Source organism: Psychrobacter sp. KFRI-CH2-11 (genome assembly GCF_038239325.1).
Taxonomy (GTDB): domain Bacteria; phylum Pseudomonadota; class Gammaproteobacteria; order Pseudomonadales; family Moraxellaceae; genus Psychrobacter; species Psychrobacter celer.
The window spans coordinates 2,660,388-2,679,661 of record NZ_CP151283.1 but is presented as its reverse complement, the minus strand read 5'-3'; the positions used below and the strand labels follow the sequence as shown (position 1 = coordinate 2,679,661).

At 50.5% G+C, this 19,274-nt stretch carries 13 protein-coding genes; 9 read left to right on the top strand and 4 right to left on the bottom strand.

The window, feature by feature from the left end; translation table 11 throughout:
- The first annotated feature begins 54 nt into the window (after positions 1-54).
- The 5 genes from AADH33_RS11095 to AADH33_RS11075 all read left to right on the top strand — a co-directional run bounded on the left by AADH33_RS11095 (position 55) and on the right by AADH33_RS11075 (position 7,266).
- Complete coding sequence (locus tag AADH33_RS11095) at positions 55-1,665, top strand: carboxyl transferase domain-containing protein (RefSeq protein ID WP_348548910.1); 1,611 nt, start codon at positions 55-57, stop codon at positions 1,663-1,665.
- A 136-nt stretch (positions 1,666-1,801) separates the two neighbouring features.
- Complete coding sequence (locus AADH33_RS11090; protein ID WP_348548909.1) at positions 1,802-2,596, top strand: enoyl-CoA hydratase/isomerase family protein; 795 nt, start codon at positions 1,802-1,804, stop codon at positions 2,594-2,596.
- A gap of 56 nt (positions 2,597-2,652) precedes the next feature.
- Positions 2,653-4,758, top strand: a complete 2,106-nt coding sequence (locus tag AADH33_RS11085; protein WP_348548908.1) for an acetyl/propionyl/methylcrotonyl-CoA carboxylase subunit alpha — start codon at positions 2,653-2,655, stop codon at positions 4,756-4,758.
- 209 nt (positions 4,759-4,967) lie between these two features.
- Positions 4,968-5,888 carry a hydroxymethylglutaryl-CoA lyase gene (locus AADH33_RS11080; RefSeq protein WP_348548907.1) on the top strand — a complete coding sequence of 307 codons (921 nt, stop codon included), beginning with the start codon at positions 4,968-4,970 and terminating at the stop codon, positions 5,886-5,888.
- 190 nt (positions 5,889-6,078) lie between these two features.
- Positions 6,079-7,266 (top strand): isovaleryl-CoA dehydrogenase, encoded by a 1,188-nt coding sequence (locus tag AADH33_RS11075; protein ID WP_348548906.1) that lies wholly within the window; start codon positions 6,079-6,081, stop codon positions 7,264-7,266.
- Between the two features lie 100 nt (positions 7,267-7,366).
- On the opposite strand, the gene AADH33_RS11070 is transcribed toward AADH33_RS11075, so the two are convergent.
- Both AADH33_RS11070 and AADH33_RS11065 read right to left on the bottom strand, forming a co-directional pair.
- The gene (locus tag AADH33_RS11070; RefSeq protein WP_075101988.1) at positions 7,367-8,095 is read right to left on the bottom strand and encodes a pantothenate kinase; all 729 of its coding nucleotides are present in this window, start codon (positions 8,093-8,095) and stop codon (positions 7,367-7,369) included.
- Positions 8,096-8,218: 123 nt separating this feature from the next.
- Entirely contained in the window at positions 8,219-9,235 is a 1,017-nt protein-coding gene (locus AADH33_RS11065; protein WP_348548905.1) for a biotin--[acetyl-CoA-carboxylase] ligase, read from the bottom strand.
- Between the two features lie 305 nt (positions 9,236-9,540).
- Here AADH33_RS11065 and AADH33_RS11060 point away from each other — a divergent pair, with 305 nt between their 5' ends.
- Positions 9,541-10,344, top strand: coding sequence for a sulfite exporter TauE/SafE family protein (locus AADH33_RS11060; RefSeq protein ID WP_348549983.1), 804 nt, complete (start codon positions 9,541-9,543; stop codon positions 10,342-10,344).
- 1 nt (position 10,345) lies between these two features.
- Here AADH33_RS11060 and AADH33_RS11055 read toward each other — a convergent pair whose 3' ends face one another.
- Positions 10,346-10,645, bottom strand: coding sequence for a DUF4298 domain-containing protein (locus tag AADH33_RS11055; RefSeq protein WP_348548904.1), 300 nt, complete (start codon positions 10,643-10,645; stop codon positions 10,346-10,348).
- 138 nt (positions 10,646-10,783) lie between these two features.
- Between AADH33_RS11055 and AADH33_RS11050 the strand changes: the two genes are divergently transcribed.
- The 3 genes from AADH33_RS11050 to ligA all read left to right on the top strand — a co-directional run bounded on the left by AADH33_RS11050 (position 10,784) and on the right by ligA (position 18,169).
- On the top strand, positions 10,784-14,695 hold the full coding sequence (locus AADH33_RS11050; protein WP_348548903.1) for an AAA family ATPase: 3,912 nt from the start codon (positions 10,784-10,786) through the stop codon (positions 14,693-14,695).
- 234 nt (positions 14,696-14,929) lie between these two features.
- Positions 14,930-15,937: a cell division protein ZipA C-terminal FtsZ-binding domain-containing protein gene (locus AADH33_RS11045; protein ID WP_348548902.1), complete on the top strand. Its 1,008-nt coding sequence runs from the start codon at positions 14,930-14,932 to the stop codon at positions 15,935-15,937.
- Positions 15,938-16,090: 153 nt separating this feature from the next.
- A complete protein-coding gene (ligA, locus tag AADH33_RS11040) occupies positions 16,091-18,169 on the top strand; it encodes an NAD-dependent DNA ligase LigA (RefSeq protein WP_348548901.1) in 2,079 nt (692 codons plus the stop codon).
- A gap of 269 nt (positions 18,170-18,438) precedes the next feature.
- Here ligA and AADH33_RS11035 read toward each other — a convergent pair whose 3' ends face one another.
- Positions 18,439-18,954 carry a hypothetical protein gene (locus AADH33_RS11035; protein WP_348548900.1) on the bottom strand — a complete coding sequence of 172 codons (516 nt, stop codon included), beginning with the start codon at positions 18,952-18,954 and terminating at the stop codon, positions 18,439-18,441.
- Positions 18,955-19,274: the final 320 nt, after the last annotated feature.

Sequence of the window (19,274 nt, the reverse complement as noted above, 5' to 3'; positions counted from 1 at the left end):
CTATAGACCATATAATCAATCACTTGCACTTACGCAGCAAAGAAAAGGGATATCATGAGCACTATCATAACCAGTAAACTGAGTCCAAACGCCAGCGATTTTCAGCAAAACCGTGCCGCCATGCAAGAGATGGTCGATGACTTATATGTACACCTGCGTAAAGTCGCTCAGGGCGGCTCAGAGCGGGCGCGAGCCAAGCATGTAGCGCGTGGCAAACTGCTGCCACGTGAGCGAGTCGAGCGTTTGCTGGATGCCGGCACCCCGTTTTTAGAGGTGGCTCCGATGGCGGCGCACGACATGTATGGCGAAGAGATACCCGCCGCGGGCGTGATTGCCGGTATTGGCCGTGTCAATGGCACTGAGTGTATGATTGTCTGTAATGATGCCACGGTAAAAGGCGGTACCTATTACCCAATGACGGTCAAAAAGCACTTGCGCGCGCAAGAGATTGCGCAAGAAAACAATCTGCCTTGCGTGTATTTGGTGGACTCAGGCGGCGCAAACTTGCCCAACCAAGATGACGTATTCCCTGACAAAGAGCATTTCGGCCGTATCTTCTTTAATCAAGCCAATATGAGTGCGGCGGGTATCCCGCAGATTGCGGTGGTTATGGGTAGCTGTACGGCAGGCGGCGCGTATGTACCGGCGATGAGTGATGAGTCTATCATCGTCAAAGAGCAAGGCACTATATTTTTGGGTGGGCCGCCACTGGTAAAAGCAGCAACGGGCGAAGAGGTCAGCGCCGAGGATTTGGGCGGCGGTGATGTACATACCCGTCTGTCAGGAGTCGTTGATCATCTGGCACAAAGCGACACGCATGCGCTATCGATTGCGCGTGATATCGTCAGTCACCTTAACCGTCCAGCCAAGCACATCCCCAATCAAATCAAGCCGCGTCCGCCGCGCTACGATGCCAAAGAATTATACGGCATCATCCCGACCGATAAGCGTAAGCCCTTTGATATCAAAGAAATCATCGCTCGCATCGTCGATGATAGTGCCTTTGATGAGTTTAAAGCGCGTTTTGGCAACACGCTGGTCTGCGGCTTTGCTCATATCGAGGGTATGCCAGTTGGCATTATCGCCAATAACGGCATTCTGTTCAGCGAGTCAGCACAAAAGGGCACGCACTTTATCGAGCTGTGCTGCAAGCGTAAAATCCCGCTGGTGTTTTTACAAAACATCACCGGCTTTATGGTCGGCCGTAAATACGAAAACGAAGGCATCGCCCGTCATGGTGCCAAAATGGTGATGGCGGTGGCCAACGCCAAAGTACCGAAGTTTACCGTCATCGTCGGTGGCTCATTCGGTGCCGGTAACTACGGTATGTGTGGCCGCGCTTATAGTCCGCGCTTTTTATGGATGTGGCCAAATGCGCGTATCTCAGTGATGGGCGGTGAGCAAGCGGCCTCGGTCTTGGCAACCGTTAAGCGCGACAACTTCGAGCGTAAGGGCGAGACATGGAGTAGCGAGGACGAAGCGGCCTTTAAAGCACCGATTCGAGATATGTACGAAGCGCAAGGCCATCCGTATTATGCCACCGCGCGTCTGTGGGATGATGGGGTGATTGATCCTGCTGATACGCGTCAAGTGCTGGCATTGGGGCTAAGCGCCGCCTATAACGCGCCGATTGAAGAGACGAAGTTTGGGGTCTTTAGAATGTAGATTGGTACCATATTTTCGATGAGAAAATGCTTTGGTTTAAAATAAAAACTGGGTTACTAAGGCCGAGAACATTACGCAAAAATATCCGTAAAAAAAGACATGCAAAAGTTACCACAAAATATTGAGATAACGCTATATGAAGAATTATAAAAGCCTATTGGTTGATATCGAACAGCACGTGGCGACGGTGACGCTAAACCGTCCTGAGATACGTAATGCCTTCAACGATGAAATGATTGCTGAGCTGACGGAAGTTTTCACCATGCTTGGCACTGATGATAATGTGCGAGTCATCGTGCTAGCAGCAGCAGGCAAAGCGTTCTGTGCGGGCGCCGATCTAAACTGGATGCGCGCCATGGCGGATTATAGCTATGAAGAAAATTTAGCCGACGCCGATAAACTGGCGCAAATGCTCAAGACCATTTATGAATGTCCTAAGCCAACCGTGGCTGCCATTCAAGGTGATGTCTATGCAGGTGGTATGGGTCTGGTCGCCGTCTGTGATGTGGCCATCGCGGTGAAGATTGCCAATTTTTGCCTTAGTGAAGTGCGTTTGGGACTAGTTCCTGCCACCATTAGTCCGTATGTCGTAAGAGCATTAGGAGCTAGGGCGTCGCATCGCTACTTTTTAAGTGCAGAAGTGTTTGATGCCAAAAAAGCGCGTCAATTGGGCTTTATCCATGAGCGCGTCAGTGAGGAAGCGCTCGACGATGCGGTGGCAACGTTTTGTGCCAAAATGGTCAAAAACAGCCCCGATGCGGTAAAAACCTGCAAGCAGCTATTGCATGATATCGCAGGCGCGCCCATTAGCGACGAGCTGATCGCCAATACGGTAAAAGGCATCGCTGATATTCGCTCATCCACACAAGGTAAGGAAGGCGTGCAAGCGTTTTTGCAAAAACGTAAGCCTGATTGGTTGACGGCAGACTAGCGACAAACAACGATCGCCAAGCCGACAAATAAAAACGACAAGACACAGGGATAGTTATGTTTTCTAAAATTTTAATCGCCAACCGTGGTGAAATTGCCTGCCGTGTGGCCGCGACTGCCAAGCGCTTAGGCGTCCGTACCGTCGCTGTTTATTCTGATGCTGACCGCGGCGCCAAACATGTCGCCGTCTGTGATGAGGCCGTTTATTTGGGTGGCTCATCGCCGAAAGACAGCTATCTAAAAGGCGATGCGATCATTGCGATTGCTCTCGATGTAGGCGCGCAAGCGATCCATCCAGGCTATGGCTTTTTAAGTGAAAACGCTGACTTTGCTCAGGCTTGTCAGGATGCGGGGCTGGTGTTTATCGGTCCATCTGCTGATGCGATTCGCGCGATGGGCGGCAAGTCTGAGTCCAAGCGTTTGATGGAAGCGGCTGGCGTGCCGCTGATACCGGGTTATCATGGTGACAATCAAGATGCCGAGTTTTTAAAAGCGAAGGCCGACGCGATTGGCTATCCTGTATTGATTAAAGCCAGTGCCGGCGGCGGCGGTAAAGGCATGCGTATCGTTGAGCAAAGCAGCGATTTTATCGAAATGCTAGACTCTTGTCGCCGCGAAGCAATCACCAGCTTTGGTAATGATCAGGTACTCATCGAAAAATACGCGCTAAAGCCGCGCCATATCGAAATCCAAGTATTTGGTGATACGCATGGCAACTATGTGCATCTGTTTGAGCGCGATTGCTCGGTGCAGCGCCGCCATCAAAAAGTGCTAGAAGAAGCGCCAGCTCCCGGTGTCGATGCAGCGATGCGTGAAGCGATGGGGACAGCGGCGATTGAGGCGGCGCGTGCGGTCAGCTATGTCGGCGCAGGGACGGTTGAGTTCATCGTTGAGCAGCGCGAAGGCGAGATGAGCTTTTATTTTATGGAGATGAATACCCGCCTACAAGTTGAGCACCCAGTCAGTGAAGCCATCACAGGTGTCGATTTGGTCGAGTGGCAGCTCTTGGTCGCCTCCGGTCAGCCATTGCCAAAGTCGCAAGATGATTTGGCGATTAATGGCCATGCGATTGAAGCGCGTATCTGCGCGGAAAACCCTGACAATGATTTTTTGCCAGCGACGGGCACACTCTTTACGTATCAAAAGCCTGAGCACAGCACTTTTACCATTACCGATGTACGTATCGATGATGGGGTACGCGAGGGCGATGTGATTAGCCCGTTTTATGACTCTATGATTGCCAAGCTTATCGTCCATGCGCCGACCCGCGAGCAAGCGTTAGCGAAACTCGACCGCGCACTCGCTCAAACGCGTATCGTTGGTTTGCCAAATAACGTGGCGTTTTTGCGTTATATCTTAAATACTGAGTCGTTTAGCCAAGCCAATCTCGATACGGCGCTTATCGAGCGTGAGGCGGACGAGTTATTTGATCAGCATCCGCTTGATTTATCGACGCTGGTTGTGACGGCCATTGCCCAGCAGCTGGCTAGTGAAGGCATGGCGCAAGACGCCGATCCGTTTAGTAAGCCGACTGGTTTCCGTGCTTATAACGATTACACGCGCTCGTTTAGCTTGGTTTATGATGAGCAAGTGTACCAAGCACGTATTAGCAACTGGCACAATGCAGATAGTTCGGAAAGTAAAAAAGGGGCTGAAAATAGCAGCAGCTTTATACTAGTGATCGAAAAAGAAATCGCGAACGCTGACGAAACTGCCAATGCCAATGTCGCCGCGCCAACCGAAGCGGTATATGAAGGTGAGGTCAGCTACGCCAGCGATGACGCGCACAATCATACATTATGGCTCGATGGCGCACGTATCAATGCGCAGAGCTGGGTGAACTATGAAACCGTCTATGTGTTCACCGATCGTGGCCGTGACGAGATTACACTTGTCGATGTGATGGCGCATGTAGGCGAAGAGTCTGCGGCAGTCGGTAGCTTAAAATCACCGATGCCAGGGCAAGTCGTTGCCTTTAAAGTGGCTGTCGGCGATAGTGTAAAAAAAGGCGAGCCACTCGCCGTGATCGAAGCGATGAAAATCGAGCACACCATTACTGCACCCACCGATGGCGTGGTGGGAGAGTTGTTATTTGCAGCGGGCGATTCGGTGGCCGATGGTGATGAGCTGCTGCGTATTGATACAGAAGCTAGCAGCGCTTAAGCGCTGAAGTATAAGAAGTGGAATATATAGTCAATTCGATATAAAAACGATACAGTGAGATGAAAAGTTGTTTTTCGTAGCATCTGTCGGCGTAGGCACAGCACGCAAGAAAAACAACTTTTCATTGAGCGACTTGATAGCCATGTATCTGATTTATGTGGATTCGATTATAAGAACCGAAATATAAGAAAAATGAAAGGATAATAATCATGAGCCATTCGTATCCAGAGCACGTCACCATCGTTGATGTCAGCCCACGTGATGGCTTGCAAAACGAAGCCATGACGGTACCGACGGCGGTTAAGCAAACGTTGATTAACGATTTAATCGCAGCAGGCGTCAAAAAGCTGGAAGCAACCAGTTTTGTCTCGCCAAAGTGGGTACCACAAATGGGCGACAACAGTGAACTGATGACCGCGCTGGCAGAGACGCGGCATAATGACGTTATTTATTCGGTACTGGTGCCCAATATGCGCGGCTTTGATAATGCTATCAATTACCGCCCTGATGAAATCGTTATCTTTGGTTCAGCCAGTGAAACCTTTAGTCAAAAAAACATCAATTGCAGTATCGATGAAAGTATTGAACGTTTTGCACCCGTTGCCGCTGCGGCAAAAGCGCAGGACATAAAGGTACGCGGCGTCATCTCTTGCACGGTTGGTTGTCCTTATGAAGGCGAGATTGACCCAAGCCAAGTAGCGTATGTCACCAAACGTTTGGTAGAGATTGGTGCTGAGCAGATTGGTATTGCTGATACGATTGGTGTTGGTACGCCGCTGAAAGTGCAGCGCGCCCTACAAGCTGCTTTAGAATATGCTGATATCAGCATGCTATCAGGGCATTTTCATGATACTTATGGTCAAGCCGTCAGTAATACCTTGGCCGCCTTACAGATGGGCGTCAGCGAATTTGATACCTCGGTTGCGGGTCTTGGTGGCTGTCCGTATGCCAAAGGTGCAACGGGTAATGTCGCCACCGAAGATGTCGTCTACATGCTGCATGGTATGGGTATCAACACAGGCATAGATTTGGATAAACTGGTCGTCGCTGGTGAGCGTATCAGTGAATTCTTGGGTCGCCGCAATGGCTCAAGCGTGGCGCGTGCGCTGATTAATAAGCGTCAGTCTTAACGAAAAAATAAAGCGAGTCATAAGCTAAATGAATAGAAGTAAATGAATAGATAGCTGGTATAAATTTTTTGAAGCCTCTGGAGTGACGCAGTCGCACAGCAAGCGATAAAAATTTGTACCAGCTATATGGTCTCTTTTTAAATGGATCTAAATTTTTAAGAAATTAAACATCAAAATACAAGGAATGGTTATGAGTTTACCCGGATTAAATTTCCAGCTTGGCGAAGATATCGATGCACTGCGTGACGTGGTACAGCAGTTTGCGGCTAATGAAATCGCTCCGCGCGCCAGCGAAATCGACAGCAGCGATGAGTTCCCAATGGATCTATGGCAAAAGATGGGCGACCTAGGTCTGCATGGCATTACTGTTCCTGAAGCGTACGGCGGCTCGGACATGGGCTATGTGGCTCATATGGTCGCAATGGAAGAGATCAGCCGCGCTTCTGCCTCTGTAGCACTAAGCTATGGCGCGCACTCAAACCTATGCATCAACCAGATTAAACGCAATGGTAATGAGGCGCAAAAACAAAAATATTTGCCTAAGCTCATCAGTGGTGAATTCATCGGTGCGCTCGCGATGAGTGAAACCGGCGCTGGCTCAGATGTGGTCAGCATGAAGCTCAAAGCCGAAGAAAAAGACGGCCATTATGTGTTAAACGGCAGCAAAATGTGGATCACCAATGGCCCAGACGCCGACGTGATGGTGGTGTATGCCAAGACCAATCCAGAGCTGGGTGCCAAAGGCATGACCGCATTTATCGTAGAAAAAGGCATGAAGGGCTTTGGCACCGCACAAAAGCTCGATAAGCTCGGCATGCGCGGCAGCCATACCGGTGAGATGGTCTTTGATAATGTCGAAGTCCCCAAAGATAATATCTTAGGCGGCGTCGGCAATGGCGTCAAGGTGCTAATGAGCGGTCTTGATTATGAGCGTGCGGTACTTGCCGCAGGCCCTATCGGTATCATGCAAGCGGTGATGGATAATGTCGTGCCTTATATCCACGACCGTAAGCAGTTCGGTCAAGCGATTGGTGAGTTTCAGCTGATCCAAGGTAAAGTCGCGGATATGTATACCATCTTGCAGGCGGGACGCAGCTTTTTATACACGGTCGGTAAAAACCTCGACATGTTGGACGCGCGCGGCGCGGATCATAGCCGAGAAGTGCGCAAAGACTGCGCCAGTGTGATCTTGTGGTGCGCCGAAAAAGCCACGTGGATGGCAGGCGAGGGCATTCAAATCTTTGGCGGAAATGGCTATACCAACGAGTATCCACTTGGCCGCTACTGGCGTGATGCCAAGCTCTATGAAATCGGCGCGGGTACCAGTGAGATACGTCGTATGCTGGTTGGGCGTGAGTTATTTAACGAGACTAAGTAGAAACACGTAATTTCACATTAAACCAAAAAAGCAGGTCGCTTAAAACGTCCTGCTTTTTTATGTTTATTTTATGTCTTATAAAAATCTTAGATCAAAAATGTTATGTCTGTTTACTATGGTCAAAATAGCGTGCCAGACCATTTAGTAGTAAATCATCACGTAGTCGTACTGGGCGATTGACATGCTGGGCGATAATGGCGGCATCACCACCAGTCATGATGACTTCGAAGTTGGGATGACGATGGCTGATCTCGTTAATCGCGCCAACGATAGAGAGCAGTATACCGCGATGCACCGCGTCTTGGGTGGTCATGCCCTGACCGACGCTATCAAAGGCACCGTTAGAGATGGTGATTTGCTTGGTACCAGAAAATAGCGACTCACGCTGTAAATAAATACTGGGAAAAATATAGCCGCCCAAATGTGTCGCATGATCGATCAAGTCAATCGTCACCGCGGTCCCGCAACCTATCACGCACTGGCGCTTTTTTTTATCGACTGCGCCTAGCATCTGTAGCCAGCGATCACAGCCGAGCTGCTGATCGTTATAGTCGCTACGCATCAATGGGTGCGCGGCATCGACGTGGACAAACTCAAACGGGATATTTAGACGGCTGAGGGTTTCGGTGACTTTTATATTGAGCGCTTCGCCGAGCACAGATGAGATACCGATAAAATCGGGCGCATATCGCTCAAAGCGATCGGTGAGACCCATGAGTAATTCGGCAGGCGCTTGCAAATGCTGCTTGGCATCATGGTCGACGATCTGACCGATATCATCGGTGAGCCAGTATTTTAAGCGGGTATTGCCAAGATCTAACCAGAGCATAAAAATCCCTTTATATAGTCAATTCACTAAAAAATGTTATGGCAAAGCTTGTAGATGAAGCTTGTCAATAAAACCCAGAGACTTTTATGCCATAAGGGCGATAGCGCCCGCAGGCTCTATGCGTTAGGCCTGATGAATCACGTCAATGCGTCCAGTAAAAAGCGCAGAAATATTACCGTTATCTTGGCGCAATTGCAAACACCCATGTGTATCGATACCGCAGGCATATCCTGTCACTACAGTGCTATTGCCATGATGCTCTTGAGTGACACGTAGGCGCCGTCCTGCGAGGGCATCGACGTCATCAAACTGCTCTAAAAAACGATCCAAATAGTAGGTATGACCGGTGGGTTTTTCTAAACTAAAATATTCAAAACGCGTCATCGCTGCCATCAGCGCTTTGCTCATTTGCTGATAGAGTGTTTTGAGATTTGGCAAGCGTATCGTCGCCGCGTCAGGCAGCATCTGACAGATATCTTGTAGACTGATCGCCTGATAGCTCATGCCTTCGCAAGTCTGCGCGGTCAGCGCTGGTGCCGCTTGTACATTTAGCCCCACACCCATCACTACACCGACCAACTTGCCTGCTATGGTGACAGGCTCTATCAAGATACCCGCAAGCTTTGAGAACGGCTGAGTTTGTATTGCTTGCTCAGAGGGTGTCAGCGCCGGCTTGGATATGGCAGCATAAAAGCCCAAGTCATTGGCCCATTTTACCCCGATAGGCGTCAGCTGGCGCGCGCGCAGTTGCTCATTGAGCGCTTGAATGACAGGCATCTTTGCCAGCTCGACACCGATGACTAAAGACAACAAACCGCTAATCGGCTGATGCACAGGGTGATATAACGACAAGTAAACATTACCAGGTGGCGACTGCCAAGAGCGTCCGTGCTGCCCGCGACCAGCGCTTTGGGTGTCGGCAGTCAGCAGATGCATCTGTGCGGCATAAAGCGTGCCATCTTGTACCGCTGTGATCAGCTCGCTATTGGTTGAGGCGCTACTAGCGAGGTGCCGATGGTTGAGCTCAGGCAAATGTACAAGCGTTGGCGATGTATCTGATACAGTTGGCGTAGAGGCCTCGGCTAAAGGGTCAAAAGGCGCGTCAAAAGAAGCGGCAGATAAAGGGGCTGATGGCGGCATAAGTTTCGTCGATGTGGTTAAGGTCGTAGGAACAATCTTTGCTATACTGAGCGCGGGTCACGGCTTGGTATGAATAAGCGCGAATGAGCATGAATAATCATAGTGACGCGGCTTAGTGGCGGTAATCAAATAGCATAAAGATCAGCTGCAGGTTTGGCAAATAGAATATATAGTCAATTGCAAATAAAACGGTTATATAAAGTTAAACGCACTACTGGTATAAGTTTTCCTTGCGTGCTGTGCCTAAGACCTACAAATGCGTAGATGCGCTAAAAATACTCCCAAAATAAAAGGCTGAGCTAATGATGTTATATGTGTGGTTTGTGATTGCAGGGGCGTTTGCTGGGGTCAGTGCAGGCTTGTTTGGGGTAGGCGGCGGTATGATTATTGTGCCCGCCTTGGTGTGGATATTTACCGCCTATGACTTTTCGCCTGACGTCATCACCCATCTGGCGATCGGTACCTCGCTTGCGACTATCATTGTCACCTCTATTAGCTCGTTGACAGCACATAATAAACGCGGCGGTGTGCGCTGGGAAGTCTGGCGCAAGATGGCGCTGGGCTTGGTCATCGGAGGCCTTGTCGGTGCCGGCATCGCCGATATGATCGATGGAAAAGTCTTGCAAGCCATCATCGGTGTTGGTGCGTTATTGGTCGCGCTAAAGATGCTGTTTTTGTCTAACAAAGAGCAGCTCGGCAAGCCTTTGCCGCCCGCTGGCGTGCAGTTTGGCGCGGGCACAGGGATTGGTATGGCGTCCTCTATCTTTGGTATCGGCGGTGGTAGCTTGACCGTACCGTTTTTAAACTGGGCAGGACTGCCAATGAAGCAAGCGGTTGGCACCTCGGCCGCGTGTGGCTTACCGATTGTGGTGGCAGGCGTGGTAGGATTTGCATGGTTTGGTCAAGACGTGGTCAATTTGCCTGAGGGTACGCTCGGTTTTGTCCATATCACAGGGTTTTTATGCATATCCGTCGCCAGCTTTATGATGGCAAAGGTCGGTGCCAAGCTTGCCCATGTGTTGCCAGCCGCCACGCTTAAGCGCGCGTTTGGCGTGTTGTTATTGTTTGCCGGCGGGCAGTTGCTGCTGAGTGCGATTGGGGTGATATGACTTATCTTTTCTCAAGCGCATCGAGGCCCAAGCGCATCCATTTTATGGCCAGCTCGTCATGGTCGGTGAGCATACTCCATAACGCATCTTCGCTAAAGATAGAGTGTGCTTCACCCGAGTGCTCGATGGGCAGATCTGCTTCACGATCTTTCATCCACTGTGGATCCAGATAGTAGGTCTTTAGGTCATTTAGCAGCGCTGCTGCTTGTGCGAACTGCTCTTGCGCCTCTAGTTGCTGGCGATATAGCTCGCACCACTGCTCATATTTTTTCTGCAATTCTTGTGGATTATAATCAGCCATTTTATTTCCTTTTGTTTTTTATGTTTAGATAAATCGCTTGAACATCAAGCCATAGTATCACACCTGCACAAAGTCCAAAAAATCGTCATCATTTGCGGTAGAATAGCCGCCTGTTTTTGTTAAGTTTGTCGATCCTTCATGCGTCTAAAATCTCTTAAGCTGGCAGGATTTAAATCCTTTGCCAATCCTACGACCTTTACCTTTCGTCATGGCATCACCGCCATCGTCGGGCCAAACGGCTGCGGCAAATCCAACGTCATCGATGCCATTCGCTGGGTGCTGGGTGAGACCTCCGCCAAGCAGTTACGCGGCGGGGCGATGAGCGATGTTATCTTTGCCGGTACCCAAGACAAAGCGGCCAAAAGTGTCGCCAGTGTCGAGCTGACCTTTGAGCATACTCAAGATGAGCAAACTGGCATTCGCCATGAATTAAATTTGTACCATGAGCTGTCTGTGCGCCGTCAGGTCAATAAAGAGGGACGCTCAGATTACTTTATCAATGGCACGCGCGCGCGCCGCCGTGATGTGGTCGATGTGTTTTTGGGTACTGGACTTGGCGCACGCAGTTATGCAGTCATTGAGCAAGGCATGATTGGGCGTATTGTCGAGTCAAGCCCGATGCAGCTACGTGAGTTTATCGAAGAGGCGGCTGGGGTATCGCGCTATCAAGCACGCAGAATAGAGACACAAAAAAAACTTGAGAAAACCCAAGACAATCTGGCGCGCCTGCATGACATGCAAAGCGAGCTGGTCAGTCAACAAAAACGCCTGTCCAAGCAAGCCGCTAGCGCTGAGCGTTATAAAGCGCTGGCACTGACACTGGCGGACATCAAGCAGCAGCTGGCCATTCAGCAGCTGTATCAGGCCAAGCATAGCCAGCAGCAGCAAAAACGCGCCCATGAGCAAAGCTGTGCTGAAACCGCTCGCCTGCAAGCACAGTATGAGGATCTAAAAGCCAAGCAAGATAAGCTAACGGCTCATATCAATCAAGAGCAATGGCTCAAAGACGATGCACAAAGCCGCCATTATCAGCAGCAGCTCAATTATCAAAATGCCGAGCACGCGCTAAACGATGCCAAATCGCAGCTTGCCAGTTTGGCGCAGCAGATGACCAGCTTGGCGCAGCAGCGCGAGCAGGCCGTCAATGAGATTGAACGCATTACCGCCGAGCAAGCCGAGCAGCAAAACGTGCTAGAAAAATTGCGCCCGCAGCTCGATGAGATAGCGAGTAAACGCAAGACGCATCAACGTGACGAGCGGCCGCTACAGCACGCCTATCATGACGCACAAAACCAGCTGTCACGGCTACAAGGCAATCATCGTGTGCTAGAGCAGCAGCAAGCGATTAATAGCCAAGCACAAAAACGCCAGCAGCAAAGCCATGAAAAATGGCAGCGCCGCCAGCAAAACTGGCAAAACCTCTGGCAGCAGCTACAGCAGTCACTGTCTGCCAAAGTAAATGCGGCCAATATACATAGCGCAGATGGACAAAGTCCGACCTTAGCGTCGCACATTGCTGAGCTGAATAAACAGCTACAACAGATTGAGCGCCAACAAGATAGCGTCGATGAGCGACTCTCCGAGCTGCAGCCGCGCGCGCATGACTTGCAGCAGCTGTTATATAAGCAGCAGCATACGCTGAGCGAGGAAGAAAAACGTCATGCAGCGTTGACCAGTGAATACGACACCTTGCATCAGATACTGCATCCAACACCTACGCCAAAATCACAACAGGCTGCTAAGGTAAAAACCACCGATGTAGTAACAACTGATTTGGCAAATCAAGTAGTAAATAACGATAACGACTTAGCCATTACCACCTTGCGCGAGCAGATTGAGCTGAGCGCCGCCGGCAAGCAGCATGCTGAGCTGCTCGATAAGGTGCTAGCACTATGGCTTGATAGTCATGTGCTGGCTTCTAAACAAGCAAGTAGTGAAAAAGTTAACGGCGAGGTGCAAAAAGCGAATAGCTTATGGCAAGCGCTTGAGTATAACTTAAGGGATTTGCTTACTTATCAGAATGCGCAAAACGCGCAGACTAATAAACAGGACAACTCGTCAATAGAAACGGGTCATAGCTTGTGGCTATCTGCTAAGGAAAATGATGTAAACGAAAAGCCATTTGTTGGCGCATTGCCAAATACTTTGACTGATAAAGTACTGCCTTTATCACAGCTGGTAGCTGCACCTAAATTAGCGCTTTGGCAGCAGTGCTATTTATATACAGCAGACCTTACAACAAACAGTCATCAGATCCTCGATGTGCTGGCAGATATATTAAAAGCTCTCCCACCGTCAGCGATTTTGCTAACGTCTGATGGCTGGCTTATCAGTCGTCAAGGTACGATAAATCTTGGCAAGCTTATTGGTGCGCAAGATGGTCAAAACGACAGCAATAGTCAATTTTTGACGCAGCGCCTACAGCAGCGCGAGCGTCTGCAAACATTAGAAGAGCTGCTTGATGGGCTTGAAGATAAAATAGAAGAGCAGCGAAAAGCCATTGCCAATAATCAGCGAAGCTATGATGCATTGACGATTGGATTAGAGGAGGCGCGGGCGCAAGCTGAGCAGCTGACGCGTGATAAATATAAATATCAGGAGCAGCTGACAACCCAGCGCGCTGCCGCTGAGCGCCTGCAAGCAGATAGCCAGCGCCTAACTGCCGACAAAGCAGCCCTGGAGCAAGAGCAGCAGGAACTGGCGCACGAGCAGCAGGCGCTTACGCATGAGCAGCAGCATATCGCAAGCGAGCTGGCAGCCCTTGCGCCGCAAATCACTGAGGCGCAGGCGACTATGCAGCAATTGCAAACTGAGCGCCGTGAGCAGCAGCGCCGTCAGCAAGCAGATGACGACGCTTGGCAAGCTCTGCAGCTGCGTGTACAGCAAAGCCAGATGCGCCTTGAGCACAGTAGCAGTAGCCTAAAACGCGCAAATGCGCAATATGATAAGGCGCAACAAAACGAGAAAAGTTTAAAAACACAGTATGAGCAGCAGCAAAACAAACTGCCCGCGCTGCAGACCGCCTTGCAGGCACTGCAACAAACGCGCGATGAGCAGCAGTCGCTCTTGGCAGAGCGCGCTGCGGCTTTAACCGCGCTAAAAGAAACTTACAATCAGCAGCAGGCGACTTTAGATGCGCTACAGCAGATGCTACAGACGCAGCAAAGCGAGCAGGCCGATCTTGCCACTGAGCTGGCATTGAGCACCGCGCGTTTAGATGAGGCGAGTCGCTATGCTGAAGAAGCCATGGCCGAGTATCACCGTACCAGCGAACAGGGTGACACCGCGCAATTGATGAGTGTCTCAAGCTTGTTGGCGGATTTTATCGCCCATGATCGCCGCGTGCGCCCTGATAAAGTCGCCGAGCTTGAGCGCGAAAAAGCCAAGCTTGAGCAGCAAATCAGCAAGATTGGCGCGGTCAATCTGGCCGCCGTGGCAGAGCTGGCTGAGGTCAATGAACGCCTAGAGCCGCTCGCGCAGCAGACCACTGACATCACTGCCAGTATGGAGACATTGAGCGAGGCGATAGCCGCTATCGACGAGACCACCAAGACCTTGTTTATCGAGACCTTAGAGGCGGTGAATACCGAGCTTGCCAATTTGTTTGCCAAAGTCTTTGGCGGCGGTCAGGCAAGCTTGACTTTAAACTTAGAGGATCTACCAGCAAACACGCCCAAATCAGAGCAGTGGCGGGCAGGGCTGACCTTGATGGCGCAGCCAAAAGGCAAGCGTAATAGCCGCCTTGCGGTACTCTCAGGCGGCGAAAAAACCCTAACAGCGCTCAGTCTTATTTTTGCCATTTTTAAGCAGCATCCTGCGCCGTTTTGTGTGCTTGACGAGGTCGATGCGCCGCTCGATGATGCTAATGTCGGGCGTTTTACTAGCCTCATTCATGAGCTGGCAGATGATTTGCAGTTTATCTTTATCAGTCATAATAAGCTGGCCATGCAGATCGCCGATGAGCTCAAAGGCATCACCATGCCAAGCGCTGGGGTCTCTCGTTTGGTAAGCGTCTCGCTCGATGAGGCGGCGCGCTATATTAGTGAATAACAAGGAGAATGAGGACAGGCGCTAGACAAAACAAATCACGGAGCAATAAAATAGTGATAACAGCAAGCGGCGAGCAATGGTATAGTAAATAGCACGCCAGCAACGTCACACAACTGTGTCAGGCTGATGAGAAACGATGACTATATGATGACGATATTCATAAGCCATGCTAGACTATTGCCATTTATTGTTTCTTGTGTATTCCCTTTTGTCATATATTAGGATGTATCTCTCATGACCGCTATTCAGTTTATCTTGATTGCCATTGCTGCGTTTATCGTGCTCGCAGGACTGTATATGGTCATTCGTAGCTTTAAGCGTCGTAGCAGCGCTGACGCTCCTGTCGTCAATTATGACAAAAACGGCATCCCGATCATACCGCGTCATGAGCGCAGCATCGTCGACCAGCCAGATTTAGAAGACACTGTCGCCGGCGAGACCAGTATCGGCCCTGATCGCAGTTATTTAGATACCGTGGTTGAGCAAGAGCCTGTGACTGCGCCTCACAATACCGAGACCCCGTCAGCCACGGTGCAAAGCTCGGCCAATGATACGCCTGATAGCAATGATGAAGACTATATGCGCTGGCAGGAAGCTGAGCTGCGCCGTGACGATGCAGAGTTTGCCGACACAGCGGCGCAGATGGGCAGTGAGCAAGAGCTCGATGCGTTCTCAAGTTTGGTATCGGCGACTGACAGCTTGATGCCATCGATTGATACGGCAGAAGAGCCAAGCTTTGATAGCAACAGCCCCATACTAGATCAGCACCTCTCAGAGCCGGTCGATGAAGCGCAAAACGCGCCGCTTATCAACGCCAAAGACAACATTAACATCACTATTTTGCCAACCCAGTATCGTGATCGCCCAGCGGCGATTATTCGTGGCCGTGATTTGCTGGCATTGATTGACAAATATGGCCTGCGTTATGGGGCGATGAACATGTTTCACCGCTATGAAAAAAAAGACGGCACAGGCATGCTATGGTTTAGTATGATGGGCATCACCGAAAGCGGTATCGCCCCTTTTGATCCGCATAGCGTCGCGACCAATGTCTATAACGGTGTGGTGGTGTTTTTGTCATTGCCGCATCCGCAAGCGCTGCGCAGCTTTGATAGTATGATGAGCATCGCTTATATGATGGCAAGCGATTTGGACGCCATCTTACTTGATGAAAATAACGAACCGATCACGCCCGAATACAAGCAGCAGCTACGCAACCAAGTCCGTGACTATGAAGCCTAAGCGCCAGCGCTAAATAAACCAATAAAAAACAAAACCAAAAGGCAAAAAACATCATGATAGTGTGATGTTTTTTGCTTTTTTTATGAGCGGTTTATCACAATATTAGCCAAACTTGTTATGATATCAGCATCTAGAATAATCAAGACGCTGACTATGACCGACCTGCACTTATCGCCTGCCACGGCACAAAAAAACCAACAACCCGCCACACCTGATGACATCGTGGCACAGATGCGCACGCTGATTGCCGCCATCAAAAAACACAATTATGCCTATTATGTACTCGACAATCCTATTTTGGACGATAGCGAATACGATCAGTTGCGCCGCGCATTGCTTGAGATCGAAAAAGAATATCCAGATTTGGTGCAGTCCGATAGCCCCATCAACCAAGTCGGCGACATACCGCTGTCGGCGTTTACGCAGGTGACCCATGACATCCCTATGCTATCGCTTGGCAACGTCTTTGATTATGACGAGCTGCACGGCTTTATGCGCCGCGTCAATGATCGCCTGAGCGATGCCCAGCAAAACCCTGAGTATGAGATGGAGCTAAAGCTAGATGGCCTAGCGGTGTCACTCAAATACGAGTATGGGCAGTATGTGCAAGCGGTGACGCGCGGTGATGGGCAGACAGGCGAGGACATCACCCAAAACGCCAAAACCATTCGGAATTTGCCACTGTATCTTTGTGAGGCAAAAGACATCCCGCTATTAGAAGTGCGCGGCGAGGTGCTGATGCCAAAGGCGGGGTTTTTACGTTTAAACCGTCTGGCAGAAGAAAGCGGCGACAAAACCTTTGCCAACCCGCGCAATGCTGCCGCCGGTAGCCTGCGCCAACTCGACCCTGCTATCGCCGCCAGCCGCCCGTTGGCGTTTTATGCGTATTCGGTCAATCAAGGTCTGCCGGCGGCGATTGAAACCCAGTCCGATGCACTTGCTTGGTTAAAAGAGCTTGGCTTTACTGTGAGTGCTGTCGAGGTGGTACAGAATCCACGCGAAGCACAAGCCTACTATGAATCGGTGATCAAGAGCCGTGACGCGCTACTGTTTGAAATTGATGGGACCGTGATTAAGGTCAACCGTTTGGCATTGCAGCAGCAGCTTGGGTTTTTGTCGCGTGAGCCGCGCTGGGCGACGGCCTACAAATTCCCTGCCGAGACGGTGATGACGCGCTTAAACGATATCGAATGGCAAGTGGGGCGCACCGGGCAGATCACACCTGTGGGTAAGCTTGAGCCGGTGCAAGTCGGCGGGGTGACGGTCAGCAACGTCACCTTGCATAACTTTGGCGAAATTCAGCGCTTGGATGTGCGCGCAGGCGATATGGTCAGTGTGCATCGTGCCGGTGACGTCATCCCCAAAGTCACGCGTGTCTGGCACGACCAGCGTCCAGCAGACGCAAAGCCAGTCGAGCTACCATCGGCTTGCCCCGTGTGTGACTCGCCTGTGGTGCTGCCAGAGGGTGAGGCTTTGGCGCGCTGTAGCGGCGGTTTGTTTTGTCCTGCGCAGCAAGTCGAGGCGCTTATCCACTTTGTCTCACGGCGGGCGATGGATATCGATGGGCTGGGCGAGCGCTGGCTGATGAGTTTTTTTGAGCATGGCCTTATCAAAACCGTCGCTGATATCTATGACTTACACAACCATACCGACGAGCTGATCACTTTTGAAAAGCTGGGCGAAAAGTCGGTACAAAACCTCATCAGTGCTATCGACGCCAGCAAGCAGACGACACTCGCACGCTTTATCTACGCGCTTGGCATTCGCGGCGTGGGTGAGACGACCGCGCAAAACCTCGCCCTGCAGTTTGGCGAGCTTGATGCCTTAATGTCTGCCAGTATCGAAAAACTGCTCCTCACGCCTGATGTCGGTGCGATCACCGCCGAGCTGATTTATGAGTTTTTCCGCGCGCCGCACAATATCGAGGTCATCACCGCGCTACGCGAGGCGGGCGTGCATTGGGACAAAGTCGAGCAGCTCGCAGCAGAAGGGCTACCACTTGATGGGCAGACGTGGGTCATCACCGGTGCGCTCGATAGCATGGCGCGTGATGAAGCCAAAGCCAAGCTACAAGCGCTCGGTGCCAAAGTCTCAGGTAGCATCTCGGCAAAAACCACCGCGCTACTGGCAGGTGATAAAGCTGGCTCAAAACTGACCAAAGCAGAAAAGCTTGGCGTACAGATAGTAGATGAGGCAGCGTTTTTGGCGATGGTTGGGGATGAGAGCCGTTAAAAAATTGCACTGCAATTTTAGGTTCGGTAATAGTGAAAAACAAAAGCATGGCCTCAGCATCGCTTGCTTTAATAGTGGGCAAATATGCGGGTCATGAGCCGTCTTCCTTTAGTGGTTCACTCGGCGCTCGTCCCTCGCGCAAGAGCAGAGCGAAAATTTTCTGCATCTATTTGAGTAGGGCGCGCCCAGCGCACGAGATAAGATGAGTTACTATAGAGCGTGTTGAACATTCGACCATGACACTACTGCTCAAACAGCCTCTATAGCTTCTACTCCGCCATTTCCCCATGCGCCTTTGCCTCACTTTTTTTACCATCTGGCTGAATGACGATAGGCAAGACCAACCCTTTTGCAAAGTCATCCGTCAATACATAATCATAACGGCTGGCCGCCACGTCAGGCGTGGTATGAATGACAAGTTTTATCTCTTCACTATCGATAATCTCGTGTGAGGTATAGCGCTCGCTCAGCTGATCTAGCACTTTTGAAAGTGCTTCGTTGCTCGCCATGCTCACCGTGAGGTTGTGCTGGGCAGTAGCAGTATCCATATCAAAATACTCGGCATAATCGAGGACGTTTTGGCTATCGATGGCAAAGGGGTACTCATAGGTACTGCGCTCAGCAGGCTTTTCGCCGCTCGCGACCGACGACCAATCGATGGTGTAGGCGGCAGGCGCTGAGGTTTGTGCAGTGCCATCGCTTGACACTGCTGCTTGCTCAGTCGCAGGTTCAGCCACCTCAGTTGGCTGGTCACAACCTACTAGCGCCCAACCAGCAGTAGCCATTAGTAATATACTCGTTAAGCGCATTCCCATCGATGTATCCTCTTTGTTATTGGTCGTTATGAGTGGTCGTTATGATTATCCGTTGTGCTATTTTGCCAGCTTTTGCTTGGCTTCTCTAGGGTGTGTCATCCACACTTTCTAATACCTCGATATTACCTGCGCTATTTTCGTTATTTGATTAGGGCGTGTTGAACATTCAACCATGGCACTGACAGAGACTATTAACACGCATAAAAAAACAGCCATCTTTTGATGACTGCTTTTGACGTACTTTATTGGTTTGGCTTTTTGACTTTCTGTCGTTTAAACGCAAAAGCTTA